The 19970-nt window shown below is 73.3% G+C and carries 17 protein-coding genes and 1 tRNA gene; 12 read left to right on the top strand and 6 right to left on the bottom strand.

The annotated features are described in order from the left end of the window. Positions 1 to 219 precede the first annotated feature (219 nt). Both EUS26_RS01605 and EUS26_RS01600 read right to left on the bottom strand, forming a co-directional pair. A complete protein-coding gene (locus EUS26_RS01605; RefSeq protein WP_130011407.1) occupies positions 220 to 2121 on the bottom strand; it encodes an acyl-CoA dehydrogenase in 1902 nt (633 codons plus the stop codon). Between the two features lie 83 nt (positions 2122 to 2204). After that, on the bottom strand, positions 2205 to 3251 hold the full coding sequence (locus tag EUS26_RS01600; protein ID WP_130011406.1) for a glycerate kinase: 1047 nt from the start codon (positions 3249 to 3251) through the stop codon (positions 2205 to 2207). A 60-nt stretch (positions 3252 to 3311) separates the two neighbouring features. Between EUS26_RS01600 and EUS26_RS01595 the strand changes: the two genes are divergently transcribed. The 9 genes from EUS26_RS01595 to purU all read left to right on the top strand — a co-directional run bounded on the left by EUS26_RS01595 (position 3312) and on the right by purU (position 14293). Beyond that, positions 3312 to 4907: an ABC transporter substrate-binding protein gene (locus tag EUS26_RS01595; protein WP_130011405.1), complete on the top strand. Its 1596-nt coding sequence runs from the start codon at positions 3312 to 3314 to the stop codon at positions 4905 to 4907. An 81-nt stretch (positions 4908 to 4988) separates the two neighbouring features. Further along, positions 4989 to 5939, top strand: a complete 951-nt coding sequence (locus EUS26_RS01590; RefSeq protein WP_130011404.1) for an ABC transporter permease — start codon at positions 4989 to 4991, stop codon at positions 5937 to 5939. Continuing rightward, a complete protein-coding gene (locus EUS26_RS01585; RefSeq protein ID WP_130011403.1) occupies positions 5936 to 6823 on the top strand; it encodes an ABC transporter permease in 888 nt (295 codons plus the stop codon). Before EUS26_RS01590 ends, EUS26_RS01585 begins: the two co-directional genes overlap by 4 nt. Continuing rightward, on the top strand, positions 6820 to 7872 hold the full coding sequence (locus EUS26_RS01580; protein WP_130011402.1) for an ABC transporter ATP-binding protein: 1053 nt from the start codon (positions 6820 to 6822) through the stop codon (positions 7870 to 7872). The genes EUS26_RS01585 and EUS26_RS01580 overlap by 4 nt, the downstream gene beginning before the upstream one ends. A gap of 106 nt (positions 7873 to 7978) precedes the next feature. Continuing rightward, positions 7979 to 8824: an ATP-binding cassette domain-containing protein gene (locus EUS26_RS01575; protein ID WP_130011401.1), complete on the top strand. Its 846-nt coding sequence runs from the start codon at positions 7979 to 7981 to the stop codon at positions 8822 to 8824. A 183-nt stretch (positions 8825 to 9007) separates the two neighbouring features. Continuing rightward, complete coding sequence (locus EUS26_RS01570) at positions 9008 to 10636, top strand: Re/Si-specific NAD(P)(+) transhydrogenase subunit alpha (protein WP_130011400.1); 1629 nt, start codon at positions 9008 to 9010, stop codon at positions 10634 to 10636. Positions 10637 to 10682: 46 nt separating this feature from the next. Then, positions 10683 to 12086 (top strand): Re/Si-specific NAD(P)(+) transhydrogenase subunit beta, encoded by a 1404-nt coding sequence (pntB, locus tag EUS26_RS01565; protein WP_130011399.1) that lies wholly within the window; start codon positions 10683 to 10685, stop codon positions 12084 to 12086. A gap of 12 nt (positions 12087 to 12098) precedes the next feature. After that, positions 12099 to 13199, top strand: a complete 1101-nt coding sequence (locus EUS26_RS01560; RefSeq protein ID WP_130011398.1) for a P1 family peptidase — start codon at positions 12099 to 12101, stop codon at positions 13197 to 13199. Positions 13200 to 13408: 209 nt separating this feature from the next. Next, complete coding sequence (gene purU, locus EUS26_RS01550) at positions 13409 to 14293, top strand: formyltetrahydrofolate deformylase (protein ID WP_130011397.1); 885 nt, start codon at positions 13409 to 13411, stop codon at positions 14291 to 14293. 17 nt (positions 14294 to 14310) lie between these two features. On the opposite strand, the gene EUS26_RS01545 is transcribed toward purU, so the two are convergent. From EUS26_RS01545 to EUS26_RS01535, 3 genes are all read right to left on the bottom strand, one after another. Then, a complete protein-coding gene (locus EUS26_RS01545; protein WP_130011396.1) occupies positions 14311 to 14778 on the bottom strand; it encodes a mycothiol transferase in 468 nt (155 codons plus the stop codon). Between the two features lie 126 nt (positions 14779 to 14904). Further along, on the bottom strand, positions 14905 to 15675 hold the full coding sequence (locus tag EUS26_RS01540; protein WP_130011395.1) for an SDR family NAD(P)-dependent oxidoreductase: 771 nt from the start codon (positions 15673 to 15675) through the stop codon (positions 14905 to 14907). Positions 15676 to 15781: 106 nt separating this feature from the next. Next, positions 15782 to 17413, bottom strand: coding sequence for an AMP-binding protein (locus tag EUS26_RS01535; RefSeq protein ID WP_202864998.1), 1632 nt, complete (start codon positions 17411 to 17413; stop codon positions 15782 to 15784). 64 nt (positions 17414 to 17477) lie between these two features. Between EUS26_RS01535 and EUS26_RS01530 the strand changes: the two genes are divergently transcribed. Both EUS26_RS01530 and cutA read left to right on the top strand, forming a co-directional pair. Then, positions 17478 to 18800 carry an aminotransferase class III-fold pyridoxal phosphate-dependent enzyme gene (locus EUS26_RS01530; protein ID WP_130011393.1) on the top strand — a complete coding sequence of 441 codons (1323 nt, stop codon included), beginning with the start codon at positions 17478 to 17480 and terminating at the stop codon, positions 18798 to 18800. A 24-nt stretch (positions 18801 to 18824) separates the two neighbouring features. Next, positions 18825 to 19190, top strand: a complete 366-nt coding sequence (cutA, locus tag EUS26_RS01525) for a divalent-cation tolerance protein CutA (RefSeq protein ID WP_130011392.1) — start codon at positions 18825 to 18827, stop codon at positions 19188 to 19190. Positions 19191 to 19203: 13 nt separating this feature from the next. Here cutA and EUS26_RS01520 read toward each other — a convergent pair. Then, positions 19204 to 19274, bottom strand: a tRNA-Gly gene (locus EUS26_RS01520). An 80-nt stretch (positions 19275 to 19354) separates the two neighbouring features. Here EUS26_RS01520 and dcd point away from each other — a divergent pair. Beyond that, positions 19355 to 19936: a dCTP deaminase gene (dcd, locus tag EUS26_RS01515; RefSeq protein ID WP_130011391.1), complete on the top strand. Its 582-nt coding sequence runs from the start codon at positions 19355 to 19357 to the stop codon at positions 19934 to 19936. The last annotated feature ends 34 nt before the right edge of the window (positions 19937 to 19970 follow it).

Raw genomic sequence — 19970 nt, 5'->3', positions numbered from 1 at the left:
GGTCCGGGGCAACGGGATGCACCTCGAACGCCACCCCGTCGGTCTGGCACCCGGGGCCAAGGTATGCCGGTCGCTCGGCAGGAGCGCACGTCCGGTGGGGCCTGGTCGCGCGTCCGGTGTACTCGGACGACGCGTCCGGTGTGGTCGGACGACGCGTCCGGTGGGGCCTGGTCGCGCGTCCGGTGTGGTCGGACGGCGCGTCCTGTGCGGGAGGGCGGGTCAGAAGGCGGCGTCGGGGAGGCCCATGACGGCAGCGACGTGGTCGTCGTCGGCGGAGGTCACGGTGCGCCGGTCGGCGCCCAGGCGCGGCAGCACCTCGGTCGCGAAGAAGCGGGCGGCGACGACCTTGCCCTGCAGGTAGGCCCGCGCGTCCTCGTCGGCCGCGCTCAGCCCGCTGGGCCCGGTCTCCCCGGAGTCGAGCAGCTGCTGGGCCACCTCGGCCTGGCGCAGCAGCAGCCAGCCGACGAGCAGGTCCCCGGCGGCCAGCAGCAGCCGGGTGGTGCCGAGACCCACGGCGTAGACCGCGCTCGGCTCCTGCTGCGACTCGGTGGCCCGCGCGGTCATGAACTGCACCATCGCGTCCACCTCGCCGAGCGCCCGCAGCACCGCGCCGCGCACCTCGCCGAGGCCGTCGTCCACCTGCGCCGACGCGGTCTGCTGGACCTGCGCGGCGACATACCCCAGCGCCTGCCCGCGGTCGCGCAGGATCTTGCGGAAGAAGAAGTCCATGCCCTGGATGGCGGTGGTGCCCTCGTAGAGGCTGTCGATCTTGCTGTCCCGCAGGTACTGCTCGATCGGGTAGTCCTGCAGGAAGCCGGACCCGCCGAGGGTCTGCAGCGACTCGGTGCCGAGCAGGGTGAACGCGCGCTCGGAGCCGCAGCCCTTGACCAGCGGCAGCAGCAGGTCGTTGACCCGCGCCGCCATGGCGACGTCGTCGCCGCCGTCCAGCGCGTCGTCCCCGGCGAGGTCCTGGCGGGCGTGCACCTGGTCCTGGAAGGTCGCGGTCCACAGCATGAGGGCGCGCAGGCCCTCGGCGTAGGACTTCTGCAGCAGCAGCGAGCGGCGCACGTCGGGGTGCGCGGTGATCCTCACGCGGGGCGCGGTCTTGTCGGCCATCTGGGTGAGGTCGGCGCCCTGCACCCGCTCGCGGGCATACCCCAGCGCCGCCTGGTAGCCCGCCGACAGCGTCGCGATCGCCTTGGTCCCGACGAGCATCCGGGCGTACTCGATGACGCGGAACATCTGCGCGATCCCGTCGTGCGTCTCCCCGAGGAGGTAGCCGACGGCCGGACGCGACTCGTCCTCGCCGAGCGCGACCTCGCAGGTCGTCGACACCTTGAGGCCCATCTTGTGCTCGATGGCGGTGACCTGGACGCCGTTCTTGTCGCCCAGCTCACCGGTCTCGAGGTCGAGGACGTGCCGGTCGGGCACGACGAAGAGCGACAGGCCCTTGGTGCCGGGGCCGGCGCCCTCGGGCCGGGCCAGCACGAAGTGCAGGACGTTGTCGTAGAACGGCGCGACGCCGCTGGTGATGAAGCGCTTGGTCCCGGTGAGGTGCCAGCTGCCGTCGCCCGCCTTGACCGCCTTGGTCCGCCCGGCGCCGACGTCGGAGCCGGCGTCCGGCTCGGTGAGCATCATCGTCGCCCCCCACGCGTGGTCGACCATGAGCTGGGCCAGCTGCTGCTGCTCGGGGGTGCCGAGGCGGTACAGGACGTTGGAGAAGGTGTAGCCGGCGGCGAACATCTTCACGCCCGGGTTCGCCCCGAGCACGAGCTCGGAGAGCGCCCAGGTGAGGCTCGGGGGAGCGGGGGTGCCGCCGAGGCCCTCCTCGATCTCCAGGCGCCACCACTCGTTCTCCACCCAGGTCTGGTACGACGCCACGAAGCTGTCCGGCATGCTCACCTGGCCGGTGGCTGGGTCGAGCACGGGCGGGGTGCGGTCGGACTCGGTGAAGGACGCGCCGATGGGGCCCTCGGCGAGGTCGGCGACGGCGCGCAGCGCCTCGCGGGCGACGTCGACGTCGACCTCCGCGTAGGGCGCGCGCCCGAGCACCTCGTGGCGCCCCAGGACGTCGAAGAGCATGAACTCCGCGTCACGGACGTTGCTGCGGTAGTGGCCCACGGTGGCCTCCTGGAAGTATGCGGTACCGGCGGTACTTGGATCTTGCCGACAGTCTATACCTGCCGGTAACCCCGGCCCAGCCCTCAGGACAGGGCGCGCAGCTGCTCCGCCACCGCGCTCTCGACGCAGGCGGCGGTGTCGTTCCAGGACGCCGCGGCCCCGTAGGTCGCGGAGAGGTCGACGACGCGCAGCCCGGACAGCCGGGCGGCCGGCGCGTCCTCCCGGACGACGCCCGCGACCACGACGACGGGTATGCCGTAGGGCTCGGCCGCGTCGACGACGCCGCCGACGACCTTGCCGTTGAAGGACTCCGCGTCCAGCGCCCCCTCGCCGGTGACGATCGCGTCGGCCCGGCCCACCGCCTCCGCCAGCCCGAGCTGGTCGGCCACCAGCCGCAGCCCCGGCACCAGCGCGCCGCCCAGGACGAGCACGCCGCCCCCGAGCCCGCCGGCGGCGCCCGCCCCGGCGGTCTGCGACACGTCGACGCCGAAGCGCTCGACATACTCCCCCTGCAGGGCGAAGAGGCGGCCGGTGAGCTCGACGACCTGGTCGGAGCCCGCGCCCTTCTGCGGGCCGAAGACCTGCGCGGCCTCGACGAACGGCGTCTGCACGTCGCACGCGGCGAGCAGCTCCACGCCCCGGTCGACCGGCCGGTCGCCGTCCAGCCCGGCGAGCACCGCCTCGACGGCCCCCCGCCCGCCGTCGCTCATGGCTGAGCCGCCCAGCCCGACGACGACCCGCCGGGCGCCGGCCAGCACGGCCTGTGCGACGAGCTCGCCGGTCCCCGCGCTGGTGGCGGCCATCGGGTCGTTGCCCTCCCGGCCCCCGGCCAGCACCAGCCCGCTCGCGGCGGCCGACTCGACGACCGCGAGACCGTCCTCCCCGAGCCGCCACTGCGCCTCGACCGGGTCGCCCAGCGGCCCGGTCACCGTCGAGGTGCGGTTGGCCCCGCCGAAGGCGTCGAGCATCCCCTCGCCGCCGTCGGCCATCGGCAGGCCGAGCACCTCCCAGCCCGCCTCCCGGGCGCCCGCGCGGGCGGCCTCGACCACCTGCGGCGCGGTGAGGGACCCGCGGAACTTGTCCGGCGCGACGAGGACGACCGGGCGGGTGGGGCTGGCGTCGTTGCTCACGCCGCGAGCCTAGACGAGGGGCGGTGGCGCGCCCGGGACGCATACCCGATGATGGGGCGCATGAGGACGTCGACGACAACTCGCTCCCTGCTCGCCGCCGTGGCGGCCACCGCCCTGCTCGCCGGCTGCAACGCCGGGGCAGGGACCAGCCCGGACGGCACCGCTGACGGGGGTGGCGCGGAGGGCGGCTCGGAGGCCGGCGGCGAGAGCGCGGGCGAGACCGGTGGGGGCGCCTCCGGCGGGTCGGACGAGACGGTGCGGGTGGGCCTCGTCGCCGAGCCCGCGAGCCTCGACTTCACCACGACCGACGGGGCGGCGATCCCGCAGCTGCTGCTGGACAACGTCTACGAGACGCTGGTGACCGTCGACCAGGAGACCGGCGAGATCGTGCCGGCGCTCGCCACCGACTGGGAGGTGAGCGAGGACCGGCTGACCTACACCTTCACGCTGGAGGAGGGCGTGACCTTCTCCGACGGCAGCGAGTTCACCGCCGAGGACGCGGCCTTCTCGCTCGAGCGGGTGTCCTCCGACGCGTGGACGGTGAGCCTGAAGTCCCAGCTGGACGTCGTGGAGTCGGTCGAGGCGGTGGACGACACCACCCTCGAGGTCACCCTGTCGCGGCCGTCCAACTCCTTCCTCTACGCGCTCACCACCCGGGTGGGCGCGATGTTCGACACCGAGGGCGTCGACGACCTGGCCGAGGAGGCCATCGGGACCGGCCCCTACACCTTCGAGGCCTGGGACCGCGGCTCGCAGATCACCCTGGAGCGCAACCCCGACTACCACGGGGACGCGCCCTACTTCGCGACCGTGGAGATGCGCTACTTCCAGGACGCCAACGCGCTCAACAACGCCATGCTCACCGACGCCATCGACGTCGTGTCGACGGTGCAGGCGCCGGAGTCGCTCGCCGAGTTCGAGGGGGGCGACTTCCAGATCATCGAGGGCACCACCAACGGCGAGGTCGTGCTGTCGATGAACCAGCAGGAGGGCAACCCGCTCGCCGATCCCGCCCTGCGCGAGGCGGTCCGGCACGCCATCGACCACCAGGCGCTCCTGGACACCTGCTGGGCCGGGCGCGGTGAGCTCATCGGCTCGATGGTCCCGCCGACCGACCCGTGGTACGAGGACCGCACCGGCGACTTCCCCTTCGACCCGGCCCGCGCCGAGGAGCTCATCGCCGAGGCCGGCGCGGAGGGCACCGAGCTGCGGCTGCGCATACCGACGCTGCCGTATGCCGTGTCCTGCGGCACGGTCGTCGAGTCCATGCTCGAGGAGGTCGGGCTGGAGGTGACGATCGACGAGCTGGAGTTCCCCGCTGCCTGGCTGGAGACGGTCTTCACCAACAAGGACTTCGACATGTCGATCGTGGCGCACGTGGAGCCTCGGGACATGGCCAACGTGTTCGGCAGCCCGGACTACTACACGACCTACGGCACCGAGGAGATCCAGACCCTCTTCGAGGAGGCCGACACCGGCACCGAGGAGGAGCAGGTCGCGAAGCTGCAGGAGGCGGCCGCGCTCATCAGCGAGGACGCCGCCGCCGACTTCCTCTTCCTGCTGCCCAACCTCATGGTGGCCGACCCGGACATCACCGGTCTGCCGACCAACGCCATCACCGAATCCTTCGACCTCGGCGACCTCGCCCGGGAGTGACCTGCACTTCTGGACAAAGGAATCTGGGACCCGTGGCCCAGAATCGTCTGTCCAGAACCAGGGGCGACCTAGAGTGCTCGCATGGTCCTGAGGCTCCTGCACCGCGCGATGGTCTTCGTGCTCAGCGTGCTCGCGGCCTCGGTGCTGGTCTTCGCCTTCATGCGGGTGCTGCCCGGCGACCCGGCCCGCGTCGCGCTCGGGATCAACGCCTCCGACGAGTCGGTCGCGGCGCTGCGTGAGCAGTTCGGGCTGGACCGGCCGGTGGTGGTGCAGTACCTCGACTGGATGCGCGGCATGCTCACCCTGGACCCGGGCATCGAGTTCATCTCCAAGGCGGCCATCGGCCCGCAGATCGCCGACCGGCTGCAGGTCACCCTCATCCTCGTGGCCGCCTCGATGCTCCTGGCCGTGGTCGTCGCCGTGCCCGTCGGCATCTGGATGGCGGTGCGGCACCGGCACGTCGACGGCGTGCTGATGTCGGCGGCCTCGCAGGTCGGCGTGGCCATCCCCGCCTTCCTCGCCGGCATCGTCCTCATCTCGGTGTTCGCGGTCCGGCTGGGCTGGGTGCCCAGCGGGGGCTGGGTGGTGCCGGCGCAGGACCCGGTCGGTTTCCTGCAGCGGATCGTGCTGCCCTCCATCGCGCTCGCCGGGGTGCAGGCCGCCGTCCTGGCGCGCTACGTCCGGTCGGCCGTCCTCGACGTGCTGCGCGAGGACTACCTGCGGACGGCCCGCGCCAAGGGACTGCGGCCGGTGCAGGCCCTGTGGCGGCACGGCCTGCGCAACGCGGCCGTGCCGGTGGTCACCGTCCTGGGGCTGCAGCTGGCGACCCTGCTCGTCGGTGCCGTGGTGATCGAGCGGGTGTTCGTCATACCGGGCCTGGGGTCGCTGCTGCTCGACTCGGTCGCCCAGCGCGAGATCCTCACCGTCCAGACCGTGGTCATGGTGCTCGTCGTCGCGACGCTGCTCATCACCTTCCTCGTCGACGCGCTCTACCTCGTCATCGACCCGCGGCTGCGGACCGGGTCGCGGTGAGCGAGGTCCAGGGGGCGCCCGCGGGAGGCGTCGCGGACACCGGCCGCGCCCCGGCGGGGGGCTCGGCCGGGCGGCGCCTCAACGCCTCGCTGGTCCTCGGCGGGGCCATCGTGGCCGCGGTGGTCGTCCTGGCGCTGCTGTCCTACGTGTGGACCCCCTACGCGCCGATGCGGGTGCTGCCCGTCGAGCCCTACCAGACCCCGAACGCCGAGCACTGGCTCGGCACCGACCGGCTGCGCCGCGACGTGCTCACCCAGATCCTCGTCGGCGCCCGCACCACCCTCTTCGTCGGGGTCGTGGCTGTCGGCGTCGCCGCCGTCGTCGGGGTGCCCCTGGGGATCCTCGCCGCCATGTCGCCCGGCTGGCTCGGGCAGCTCGTCATGCGCGGCAACGACGTGCTCCTGGCCTTCCCCGCCCTGCTGCTGGCCATCATGTTCGCCGCGCTCTACGGCGGCTCGACCCGGGTGGCGATGATCGCCATCGGCATCGCGACCATCCCCGCCTTCGCCCGGATCACCCGCTCGGGGGCGCTGGGGGTGATGCGGACGGAGTATGTCGTGGCCGCCCGGGCCGCCGGCCGCTCACCGCTGGGCATCGCGGTGCGGCACGTCCTGCCCAACGTGGCCGGGCTCGTCATCGTCCAGGCCTCGGTGTCCTTCGCCATCGCCATCCTCGCCGAGGCCGCCCTGGCCTACCTCGGGCTCGGGACGCCGACCGGGCAGGCGAGCTGGGGGCGCATGCTCTACGAGGCGCAGACCACGCTGCGCTCGGCGCCGCACCTCGCGCTCATCCCCGGCGCCGCCATCGCGCTGTCGGTGCTCGGGTTCAACCTCTTCGGCGACGGGCTGCGCGACTGGCTCGACCCCAGGCTGGAGGGGCGATGAGCGACACCGCCGGCCGGACGGTGCTGGCCGTCGAGGGCCTCGACGTGGGGGCGGGGCACACCCCGTTGCTGCACGACGTGAGCTTCTCGATCGCCCGCGGGGAGCGGGTCGGGCTCATCGGGGAGTCCGGCTCGGGCAAGTCCCTCACGGCGCTGGCCGTCATGGGGCTGCTGGGGGAGGGGCTGCACGCGCGCGGTGACGTGCGGCTCTCCGGCCGGACCCCGGCCACCCGCAACCTGCTCGAGGTGGGCGAGGCGGAGATGGCCCGGCTGCGCGGCGACGCGGTGTCGATGGTCTTCCAGGAGCCGATGACGGCGCTCAACCCGACGATGCGGGTCGGTGCCCAGGTCGCCGAGGTGATGCGCATCCACGGCACCCGGGACCGGGCCGGGGCGCGCGCCCGCGCGGTCGAGCTGCTCGACCAGGTCGGGCTGCCGGACGTCGCCCACCTGGCCCGGTCCTACCCGCACGAGCTCTCCGGCGGGCAGCGGCAGCGCGTCGTGCTCGCCATCGCCCTGGCCAACGACCCGGCGCTGCTCATCTGCGACGAGCCCACGACGGCGCTCGACGTCACCGTGCAGGCCACCGTGCTGGACCTCGTCGTGCGCGGGGTGCAGGAACGGGACGCCGCGATGCTCTTCATCACCCACGACCTCGCGGTCGTCGCGACGGTCTGCGAGCGGGTGCTGGTGATGTACGGCGGGCGCGTCGTCGAGGCCGGGCCGGTCGAGCAGGTCTTCGCCGACCCGCGCCACCGCTACACCCAGGGCCTCATCGGCGCCTCGGACCTCACCGGGGAGCAGGGCCGGCGGCAGCGGGCCGCGCTGCCGACCATCCCCGGCACGGTGCCGGCGGCAGGGCGCTTCCCGAGTGGCTGCGTCTTCCGCAGCCGGTGCGCCCACGAGACCGCGGAGTGCGCGACCCAGCCGGGGTGGACGCCGCGGGGCGCGGGCCGCGTGGAGGGGCCGGGGCGGGCGCCGGGTGGGGACACCCAGGACGAGGGTGCCGCGGGGTACGCCTGCTTCCACCCGGCGGGGGACGCCGCATGAACGCACCGCCCTCCCACCGGGCGTCGCCTGTGGTTGCCTCTCATCGCACCGGGCGTCGCCTGTGGTTGCCTTCCACCGCACCGGGCCTCGTGAGGAGTGAGCTGCCGTGACTGACACTCCAGCCATCGAGCTGCGCGAGGTATGCCGTGACTTCCGTCGGCCGCGCACGTCGCTGCGGGAGGCGCCGCCGGTCGTGCGGGCCCTGCGCGACGTGAGCCTGACCGTCGGCCGGGGCGAGCGGTTCGGTGTCGTCGGGGAGTCCGGCTCGGGCAAGTCCACCCTGCTGCGCCTCGTCTGCGGGCTGGACCGGCCGACCTCGGGGGAGGTGCTGGTCGAGGGCCGCTCGATCGGGGACCAGCCGGCCCGTCGTCTGGGCTGGCTGCGGACCCGGTTGCAGCTGGTCTTCCAGGACCCGATGAGCAGCCTCGACCCGCGGATGCGGGTGCGGGACATCATCGCCGAGCCCCTTGTCGCGCAAGGGATCCACGGAGACCACCAGGCCCGCGTCAGGGAGCTGCTGGACAGGGTGGGGCTGGACCCGGGGGCGGCCGGGCGCTACCCGCACCAGTTCTCCGGCGGGCAGCGGCAGCGCATCTCGGTCGCCCGGGCCCTCGCCCCCGACCCGGACATCCTCGTCATGGACGAGCCGGTCTCGGCGCTGGACGTGTCGGTGCGGGCCCAGGTGCTCAACCTGGTCGACGAGATCGTCGACGGCCTCGACCTCACGCTCGTCTTCGTCAGCCACGACCTGTCGGTGGTGCGCCACGTGTGCGACCGGGTGGCGGTCATGCAGGACGGGCAGGTCGTCGAGACCGGGGAGACCGAGCGCCTCTTCACCGAGCCGGGGCACGACTACACCCGGTCCCTCGTCGCGGCCATCCCCGACCTGCACGCCGCCCTCGCCGGCCGCAGCGCCCAGGACCTCGCCCGCGGGGCGGGCCGGCCGTCCTGAGGCCCGGCGCGTGTCCCACCCGCCGGGGTGGGGGCCGCGGCCCCGAGGCCCCGCACACCCTGGGCCCACCCGTCGGGGTGGGGTCAGGGTGGGCTCGTGCGGCGGGTCCGCGGCCGGTCTGTCGGGGGGCAGGGCTAGTGTCAGCAACGCTGGACCACACTCGACGCAGAGAGGGGGAGCGGCGTGCTGATCGGCATACCGTGCGAGCCCCGTGAGGCTCAGGCGATCGTCGCCGCCACGCCCGCCACGGTGACCGCGCTGCGCCGGCGCGGGCACGAGGTGCTCGTCGAGCACGGAGCGGGGGAGCGGGCGAGCTGCCCCGACGTGGCCTACGCCGAGGCCGGCGCCCGCCTCGTCGACCGGGCGGGGGCGCTGGCCGCGGACCTCGTCCTGCAGGTCGACGCGCCCACGACCGAGCAGCTGGCCCTCATGCGCCCCGGGGGTGCGGTGGCCGCGCTGATGGCCCCGGCACGGTCCCCGGAGCTGCTCGACGCGCTGGCCGACCACGGGGTGACCGGTCTGGCCATGGACGCGGTGCCCCGCATCTCGCGGGCGCAGAGCCTCGACGCGCTCAGCTCGATGGCCAACCTCGCCGGCTACCGCGCCGTCATCGAGGCCGCGCACCACTACGGCGGCATGCTCGCCGGCCAGGTCACGGCGGCCGGCACCACCCCACCGGCCACGGTCTTCGTCGTCGGCGCCGGCGTCGCGGGTCTCGCCGCGATCGGTGCCGCGCAGTCCCTGGGTGCGCAGGTGCGGGCCTTCGACGTGCGGCCCGAGGTGGCCGAGCAGGTCGCGTCGATGGGCGCGACCTTCGTCGAGCTCGAGGTCGAGGTGGGAGGTGGCCGCACCGACGGGTATGCCGGGGAGCTCACCGAGGACGCCGAGCGGGCCACCCAGGAGCTCTATGCCCAGGAGGCGATGACGGCCGACATCGTCATCACCACCGCGCTGATCCCGGGCCGACCCGCGCCGCGCCTCATCGACGCCGGCACGGTCGGTGCCATGCGGCCGGGGTCCGTCGTCGTCGACCTGGCCGCCGCCAACGGCGGCAACGTCGAGGGCACGGTGGCCGACGAGCGGGTCGTCACCGACGGTGGGGTGACGATCCTCGGCTGGACCGACCTGGCCGGGAGGATGCCCGCGCAGGCCAGCCAGCTCTACGGCACCAACATGGTCAACCTCGTCGCGCTGCTGGCCCCCGAGACGTCCGGGGCGCCCGGCGCCGACGGTGTCGCGGAGGAGATGGCCGGGACACCACCCGGCCCGGCGCCGACCGGTCCTCCGCTCGAGCTCGACCTCGAGGACCAGGTCGTCCGCGCCATGACCGTCGCCCACGACGGCCGGGTGCTGTGGCCACCGCCGCCCGCCTCGGTCAGGGCCGCCCCGCCACCGCCGACCGCACCCGAGGAGAGCGCCGCGGGAGCGACCGCACGGCATACCCCGGACGAGGTGCTGCGCGACCCCCGCCGCCGCCGCGCGGTCGTGCTCGTCCTGGCGGTGCTGGCGGGGGTGGGCGCCGCCTTCGCGCCCGACGAGCTGCGCATGCACCTCACCGTCTTCGCGCTGGCGGTCATCGCCGGCTACTACGTCATCTCCCACGTCACCCACGCGCTGCACACCCCGCTCATGTCGGTCACCAACGCCATCAGCGGCATCATCTGCGTCGGGGCGATCCTGCAGGTGGGGAGCAACAGCACCTGGGTCACCGCGCTCGCGCTGGTCGGGATCACGGTGGCCTCCATCAACATCTTCGGCGGGTTCACCGTGACCCACCGGATGCTCGGGATGTTCCGAAGGGCGGAGCCGTGACCGACCGCCTGCCCGGGATGACCCGACAGACCCGGAGGACCCGGCCGTGACCCTGACCTCGGCGGTCGACGCCGCCTACCTCGTCGCCGCGCTCCTCTTCCTGGGCGCCCTCGCCGGGTTGTCGCGGCACGAGTCCGCGCGGCGCGGCAACCTGCTCGGCATGACCGGCATGGCGCTCGCCCTCGTCGCGACCGTGGTGCTGGCCGTGAGCACCGCCGAACGCGGCGCCGTGACGACCCTGCTGCTCATCGCGGCGGCGATGTCCCTGGGCGCGGCCGTCGGCATCTGGCGCGCCCGGGTGGTCGCGATGACCGGGATGCCCGAGCTGGTGGCGATCCTGCACAGCTTCGTCGGGGTGGCCGCGGTGCTCGTCGGCATCAACACCTTCCTTGGCGACGGGTACGCCGGTGCGGCCGGGGTGAGCCAGCGGATCGAGATCGCGGCCGGCGTCCTCATCGGTGCCATCACCTTCACCGGTTCGGTCGTGGCGTGGGCCAAGCTGTCCGCGCGGATGCGCAGCGCGCCGCTCATGCTGCCACGCCGCCACCTGCTCAACCTGGTGGTGGTGCTGGCCAGCCTCGTGGTGTCGGTGTGGTTCGTGGCGGTGCCCGGCCTGCTGCCGCTGCTGCTCCTCACCGTGCTCGCGCTGGCCCTCGGGGCACACCTCGTGGCCTCCATCGGCGGTGGCGACATGCCGGTCGTCGTCTCGATGCTCAACTCCTACAGCGGGTGGGCGGCCGCAGCGGCGGGTTTCATGCTCGGCAACGACCTGCTCATCATCACCGGGGCCCTGGTCGGCAGCTCGGGCGCCATCCTGTCCTGGATCATGTGCCGGGCGATGAACCGGTCCTTCGTCTCGGTCATCGCCGGCGGCTTCGGTGCCGACCCGGTGCCGGGCAGCGGTGGGGAGGAGGAGGCCGGCACCCACCGGGAGGTGGGGGCCGAGGGGGTGGCCGAGATGCTGCGGCAGGCGCGCTCGGTCGTCATCACCCCCGGCTACGGCATGGCCGTCGCGCACGCCCAGCACCCGGTCGCCCGACTCGTGGAGCGCCTCGGCGAGCTGGGCATCGACGTGCGCTTCGGCATCCACCCGGTGGCGGGGCGGCTGCCCGGCCACATGAACGTCCTGCTCGCCGAGGCGCGGGTCCCCTACGACGTGGTGCTCGGCATGGACGAGATCAACGGCGACCTGGCCAGCACGGACGTGGTGCTCGTCATCGGCGCCAACGACACCGTCAACCCCGCGGCCATCGAGCAGCCCGGCAGCCCCATCGCCGGTATGCCGGTGCTGCAGGTGTGGGAGGCGCGTGACGTCGTGGTGTTCAAGCGGTCGATGGCGACCGGCTACGCCGGGGTCCAGAACCCGCTCTTCTTCCGGGACAACACGCAGATGCTCTTCGGGGACGCCAAGGCCAAGGTGGAGGAGATCCTGGCGGCGCTGAGCGCGTGACAGGCTGAGCCCATGGAGCGCACCGCCGGCCCGACGAACTCGCTGCTCGACGTGCCCGGCCTCGCGGTCGGCCACCACCAGCGGGTCGGGGACGGCTGGCTCACGGGCACCACGGTGGTCCGCTGCCCGGCCGACGGCGCCGTCGCCGGGGCCGACGTGCGCGGCGGGGCGCCCGGGACGCGGGAGACCGACCTGCTCGACCCGCGCAACCTCGTCGAGCGCGCTCACGCCGTCGTGCTCTCCGGCGGCTCGGCCTTCGGGCTCGCCGCCGCGGACGGCGTGATGCGCGCGCTGTACGCCGACGGGCGCGGCTTCCCCATGGGTGGCCCGGGCGAGGTGGTGCCCATCGTCCCGGCCGCGGTCTGCTTCGACCTGGGCAGGGGCGGCGACTTCGGGGCGTTCCCCGACGCCGGCTTCGGGGTGGCGGCGCTCGGTGCGGCGGTCGAGGCGGCGGCCGGCTCGACGGGGGAGCAGGAGGTGCCGCTGGGCAACGTCGGTGCGGGGACGGGCACCCAGGTGGGCGGGTTGCGCGGCGGGGTGGGCACCGCGAGCGGGGTGCTGGCCGACGGCACGACGGTGGCCGCGCTGGTCGTCGTCAACGCCGTGGGCTCCGCCGTCGACGTGGCCACCGGGGAGCTCTGGGGGGCCCGGCACCTGGTGCCCGAGGACCTGACCGGGCTCGGTCAGTGGCCTGACGGCAGGTGGCCTCAGCGGCCCACGGCGGAGGAGCTGCAGGCGGCCCGGGCCGCCGCCGAGGAGGCCAACGCCACCAGCCGCGTGCCCCGGTCGCTGGCCACCACGATCGGGGTCGTCGCGACCGACGCCGCGCTCGACCCGGCGCAGTGCGCCCGGCTCGCGACCAGCGGTCACGACGGCATGGCCCGCGCGGTGAACCCGATCCACACGATGTTCGACGGTGACAGCCTCTTCGGGATCGCGACCTGCGACCGCGGGAGACCGGACCCGGAGGTGTTCCACGGGATGCTGCACCTGTCGGGGGAGGTGGTGACCCGCGCCATGGTGAGGGCGGTCCTCGCCGCCGGCACCGTCACCACGCCGGCCGGCACCTGGCGCAGCTACCTCGACGCCTTCCCCTCCGCCGCCCGCCCCTGACCCGCCCCTGACCCCGACCCCGACCCCGACCCCGACCCCGGCCCCGACCCCGGCCCCGATCGCACCGACCCCGGCCCCGATCGCACCGGACGCGTGGTCCGGATGCACCGGACGCGCCGTCTGCACGCACCGGACGCGCCGTCTGCACGCACCGACGCGTAGCGGCCACGCGCCCCGAGACGCGCCGACAGGACGTAGACTCGCGCGGCGTGGCACCGCATACCTCTGCACCGGCCGAGACCGGCCGCGACGTCGTCCTCACCCTGTCCTGCCCGGACCGCCGCGGGGTGGTCCATGCCGTCTCCGGCGCGATGCTCGAGCACGACCTGACGATCACCGACAGCCAGCAGTTCGCCGACCCGAGCAGCGGCGAGTTCCACCTACGGATGGAGGCGACGCGCGAGGGGTCGCCGGTCGAGATCGAGACGCTGCGGGCGGGCCTCGCCGAGGTCGCCGACGGTCTCGGCGGTCAGTGGCAGGTGCACGACCGGGCGCAGCCGCACCGGCTGCTCGTCATGGTGAGCCGCATGGGCCACTGCCTCAACGACCTGCTGTTCCGCACCCGCACCGGGCAGCTGCCGGTCACCATCCCGGCCATCGTGTCCAACCACGAGGACTTCCGGGCGCTGGCGGAGTGGCACGACATCCCCTTCCACCACCTGCCGGTCACCCCGGACACCAAGGCGGACGCCGAGGCCGCCCTCCGCGAGATCGTGGACACCCACGACGTCGACACGATCGCGCTCGCCCGCTACATGCAGGTGCTCTCGCCCTCGATGTGCGCCGACTACTCGGGCCGCATCATCAACATCCACCACTCGCTGCTCCCCAGCTTCAAGGGCGCGAAGCCCTACACCCAGGCGCACGACCGCGGCGTCAAGGTCATCGGTGCGACCGCGCACTACGTGACGGCGGACCTGGACGAGGGGCCGATCATCGAGCAGGACTTCCGCCGGGTGGACCACCGGCTCACCCCGGCCCAGCTGGCGCAGCAGGGCCAGGAGGTCGAGGCGGCCGCTTTCTCCCGGGCGATCCGCTGGCACGCCGAGCACCGGGTCGTCCTGCGCTCGGGGCGCACCATCGTCTTCTCCTGACCGGAGCGCCCGCCGCCTCAGCCCGCGTCGGCGTGCCTGGCCGAGACCACCAGGTCGCGGGTGATCTCGAGGTGGCCGAGGTTCTGGCACAGCTCCTCCAGCACGTGCAGCAGGATGCCCTCGGCGGTGCCGATCCAGAACGGCTGACGCCCCCAGGCGCGTCCGGCCGGCGGGCGCGCGGAGTCGATGTCTGCCAGGTCGCCGACCAGCTCGCCGCGGTAGGCCCGCGCCTGCAGCACGAGTGTCTCCACGTCCCCGCTGGCGCGGAACTCGCCGTCGCGGTCCCGCCCGGTCGGCTCGCCCGCGATGTGCTCGCGGGTCCACTGCTGCGCCATGCCGAGACAGTGGGTCAGCAGCTGGTATGCCGAGTTGCCGCCCGGTAGGGGCGGCACGGCGTTGGCGGTCTCGTCGTCCATGCCCGCCACGACGTCGATGATCTCGTCGAGCTTGGCGACGACGAAGCGGCCCAGGATGGTCTCGTCCATGACGGTGCATCCTGCCGCACGTCCCCGTGGGCAGCGACAACCCCGCACCCCACCCGGTGAGGTCTGTCGCGGCTCACCGCGGCCTCACAGAGTGCCCACCCGGTTCGCCAGGAGGTCTGCCCCGGTTCACCCCGGTGGCGTGAACCGGCCGTCCACTGCGGTCCAGCCGCCGTCCACCATCACCTGGCTGCCGGTGACGAAGCTCGCCGCGTCCGAGGCCAGCCAGGCCACCGCCCCGACCATCTCCTCGGGCCGCGCCCACCGCCCCAGCGCGGACTTCTCGGCATACGCCCGGTCCCACTCCGCGTCGTCCCGGATCTGCTGCGTCAGCGGCGTGGCCACGACGCCCGGAGCGACCGCGTTGATGCGCACCCCGGCCGGCCCCAGCTCGGCCGCCCACGTGCGGACCAGCTGCATCACGCCGGCCTTGGTCGCGGCATACACCCCCTGGCCCGGCTCGACGGTCACCGCGCGGATGGACGTCAGGGCGACGACGGAGCCACGACCGCGCTCGACCATCCGCGGCGCGAACGCCCGCACCGCCTGGAAGGTGCCGCGCAGGTTCAGGTCGACGACACGGTCGAACTCCTCGGCCGTGTAGTCCAGCAGCCTCTTCCGGACGTTCATCGCGGGGGTGAGGACGAGCACGTCGACGTCGCCCAGCCCGGTCGCGCAGCGCTCCAGGTCAGCCGGGTCCAGCACGTCGACGGGGTATGCCGCCCCTCCCGGCGCGCGCTCGGCCGCCGCCTGCGCGACGTCCGGGTCCTTGTCGAGGCAGCTGACCCGGGCACCCTGCGCGGCGAGACCGCCGACGATCTCGGCGCCGATCCCCCCGCAGCCGACGACCACCGCGTGCCGGTCGTCGAGACGGAACATCTGTGCGTAGTCCAGGCTCATGACCCGATCCTGCCAGTCACCATTCGCGGCGTCCGGTGGGGCTGGGGGCAACCATGCGCGGCGTCCGGTGGGGCTGGGGCAACCATGCGCGGCGCCCGGTGGGGTGTCAGGGCTCGCGCAGCAGCGCCTCGCCGCGCTCGCGCAGCTCCACCTTGCGGACCTTGCCGGTGACCGTCATCGGGAACTCGTCGACGACCTGCACGTGGCGGGGGATCTTGTAGCGCGCCAGCGAGCCGGAGCAGAACTCCCGGACCGCCTCCGCGGTGAGCGGCTCGGCGCCCTCGCGCAGCCGCACCCAGGCCATGAGCTCCTCGCCGTAGCGCTCGTCGGGGACCCCCACGACCTGCGCGTCGACGACGTCGGGGTGGGTGTGCAGGAACTCCTCGACCTCCCGGGGGTAGATGTTCTCCCCGCCCCGGATGACCATGTCCTTGATGCGGCCGGTGATCTCGACATATCCGTCGTCGTCCATGACCCCCAGGTCACCGGTCGCCATCCAGCCGTCCCGCAGGACCTCGGCGGTGCGCTCCGGCTCCTCCCAGTAGCCGAGCATCACCGAGTAGCCCTTCGTGCAGAGCTCGCCCGGCACCCCGCGCGGGAGCACCTCGCGGGTGGTCGGGTCGACGATCTGGATCTCCAGGTGCGGCCCGACCCGGCCGACCGTGCCGACCTTCTTCTCGAACGGGTCGTCCGGCGCCGTCTGCGTCGAGACCGGCGACGTCTCGGTCATCCCGTAGCAGATCGTCATCTCCTCCACGCCCGCGTCGATGAGCCGGCGCATGACCGACGCCGGGCACAGCGAGCCGGCCATGATGCCGGTCCGCACGGACGCCAGGTCCTCCGTGCCGTAGCCCTCCTCGGCGTCGATGAGCTCGAGCTCGGCGATGAACATCGTCGGCACGCCGTAGAGCGAGGTGCACTGCTCGTCGCGCACCGCCCGCAGCGTGGCGGCCGGGTCGAAGCCAGGCCCGGGGACGACCATGCAGGCGCCGTGGGTGGTCGCCGCGAGGGTGCCCATCACCATGCCGAAGCAGTGGTAGAACGGCACGGGGATGCAGATGACGTCGCGCTCGGTGTAGCGGCACCCCTCCCCGACGAAGAAGCCGTTGTTGAGGATGTTGCGGTGGGAGAGCGTGGCGCCCTTGGGGAACCCGGTGGTGCCAGAGGTGTACTGGATGTTGACCGCCTGGCCGGGGTCGAGCGAGGCCTGCAGCTCGGCCAGCCGCTCGGCGCTCACCTGGTGCGCGCCGGCCAGCACCTCGTCCCAGCTCTCGGCGCCGATGACGATGACCTGGGCGAGGTCCGGGCACTCGCCACGCACGCGCTCCACCATCTCGGGGTAGGCGCTGCCCTTGAACTCCTGGGCGACGACGACGGTGCTGACACCCGACTGTCGCAGCACGTAGGCCAGCTCGTGGGTGCGGTAGGCCGGGTTGATCGTCACCAGGATGGCCCCGATCTTGGCGGTGGCCAGCTGCACGAGAGTCCACTCGGCGCAGTTCGGCGCCCAGATGCCCACCCGGTCACCCGGGCGGACGCCGGAGGCGACGAAGGCCCGGGCGAGCCGGTCGACGTCGTGCACGAGCTCGGCATACGTCCACCGACGACCGCTGGCGACCTCGACGAGCGCCTCCCGGGCGCCGTGCCGGCGCGCGGTCTCGTCGAGGTTGTCGCCGATGGTCTGCTCCAGCAAGGGGGGCTCGCTCGCCCCGGTGGTGTGCGCCAGCGCCTCAGCCATGCACCCCATCCTGCCGTCCGCGCGCCGCGGGCACCAGGGGTGGGGCTGGCCTAGAGTCGCTCCCATGACGACCAGCCCCGACCTCGACCGCGACGCCCGGATCCGGGAGCTGTCCCGGGCCCACGTGATGACCTCCTGGTCGGCGCAGCGGGCCATCGACCCGCTGCCGCTGGCCGGTGGCGAGGGTGCCTACTTCTGGGACCACCGGGGGCGCCGGTTCCTCGACTTCTCCTCCCAGCTGGTCAATGTCAACATCGGCTACCAGCACCCGCGGCTGTCGGCCGCGGTCGCGGAGGCGGCCGGCCGGCTGACGACCGTCGCCCCGGCGTTCGCCGAGGAGAGCCGCGCCGAGGCCGCCGCGCTGATCTCGGGCCTCGCGCCGGAGGGGATGAGCAAGCTCTTCTTCACCAACGGCGGGGCGGAAGCCAACGAGAACGCGCTGCGCATGGCGCGGGCGCACACCGGGCGGCACAAGGTCCTCGCGTCCTACCGCAGCTACCACGGCGGGACCGCCGGGGCGATCACGCTCACCGGTGAGGCACGCCGGTGGGGCGGCGAGCCCGGTATGCCGGGGGTCGTGCACTTCTGGGGGCCGCACCTGTTCCGCAGCGAGTTCCACTCCTCCACGCAGGAGGAGGAGAGCGAGCGCGCGCTGCTGCACCTGCGGCACACCCTCGAGGCGGAGGGGCCCCACCAGGTCGCCGCGGTCATCCTCGAGACCGTCGTCGGGTCCAACGGCATCCTGGTGCCGCCGCCGGGCTACCTGCCGGGGGTGCGGGCGCTGTGCGACGAGTTCGGGATCCTGCTCATCCTCGACGAGGTGATGGCCGGGTTCGGGCGGACCGGGGCGTGGTTCGCCCTCGACCACTTCGGTGTGCGACCCGACCTCATCACCTTCGCCAAGGGGGTCAACTCCGGCTACGTGCCGCTCGGCGGGGTGGTCATCGACGACCGGGTGGCGGCCACCTTCGACGACCGGCCGTTCCCTGGTGGCCTGACCTACTCCGGTCACGCGCTCGCCACCGCGTCCGCGGTCGCGGCGATCACCATCATGCGGGAGGAGGGGGTCGTCGAGCACGCGGCGCACGTGGGGGAGCACAGCCTCGGGCCCGCCGCCACGGCGCTGCTGGGCACCAACCCGTTGGTCGGGGATGTGCGTGGGCTCGGGGTGTTCTGGGTGGTCGAGCTGGTCGCCGATCCTGCCTCGCGCGAACCCGCCTCTGCTGACATCATGAAGGCGGTGCAGGCCGGGTGCGTGGGTCGAGGTATGTGGCCGCTCGTGGTGGCCAACCGTGTGCACCTGGTGCCGCCCTGCGTGATCACCGACGAGGACGCCTCCCGTGGCGTGGCGATCCTCGCCGACGCGCTGGCGGACGTGACGCCGTGACCGTGACCGCAGGGAGCAGGGGACATGAACGATCTTTCGCACCTCCTGGAGGTGCGCGTCAGCGTGCCGTCCATGGAGTCCGCCAGGCACATCGGTGAGGAGCTCGTGGCCCGTCGGGCCGCCGCGTGCGTGCAGGTGCTCGGGCCGATGACCTCCATCTACAGCTGGAGCGGCGAGGTGCACGAGAGCAAGGAGTGGCTGCTGCTGGCCAAGACGTCGAGGGACGCCCTGGGTCGTCTCCGCGAGACGGTCCAGTCGTTGCACCCCTACGAGGTCCCGGAGATCATCGCCGTGCCGGTGGTCGACGGCCTGCCGGCCTACGGGGAGTGGGTGACCGCACACCTGACGGGGTCCGGTCGGGCGGGACAGGCGCGGGGATCCGGCCGCTGAGCGGGCCGTTCGGAGCGGGCGACGAGAATCGAACTCGCGTATTCAGCTTGGGAAGCTGATGTTCTACCATTGAACTACGCCCGCAGGGCCTCGGATCGAGGCGACAGTCATAGTAACCGTCCCGGGCGGCCACGACCAAAGCCACCCCCGGTTAGGGTGTCGTCGTGCTGCTCTCCGACCGCGACATCCTCGCCTCGATCGACGCCGGCCGGGTCCGGCTGGACCCGTGGGACCCGACGATGGTCCAGCCGTCCAGCGTCGACATCCGGCTGGACCGCTATTTCCGGTTGTTCGACAACCACAAGTACCCCGTCATCGACCCTGCCCAGGAGCAGCCCGACCTGACCCGGCTCGTCGAGGTGGACCCGGGGGAGAGCTTCGTGCTGCACCCGGGGGAGTTCGTGCTGGGGTCGACCTACGAGGAGGTCAGTCTCCCCGACGACATCGCCGCGCGGGTGGAGGGCAAGTCCTCGCTGGGCCGCCTCGGGCTGCTGACGCACGCCACCGCCGGGTTCGTCGACCCGGGCTTCTCCGGGCACGTGACCCTGGAGCTGTCCAACGTCGCGACCCTGCCGATCGTGCTGCACCCGGGCATGAAGATCGGCCAGCTCTGCTTCTTCCGGCTGAGCTCGGCGTCCGAGCAGCCCTACGGCAGCGCGCAGAAGGGAAGCCACTACCAGGGGCAGCGGGGACCCACCGCCAGCCGCTCCTGGTCGAACTTCCACCGCAGCGACATCGGCCGCTGAGCGTCACGCGCGTCCGGACTGCCCCGCACGCGCG

It is taken from the genome of Serinicoccus sediminis, from assembly GCF_004153545.1.
GTDB lineage: Bacteria > Actinomycetota > Actinomycetes > Actinomycetales > Dermatophilaceae > Ornithinicoccus > Ornithinicoccus sediminis_A.
Note: the sequence above shows the minus strand (reverse complement) of the source record. Positions and strands in the feature narration are given on the sequence as shown.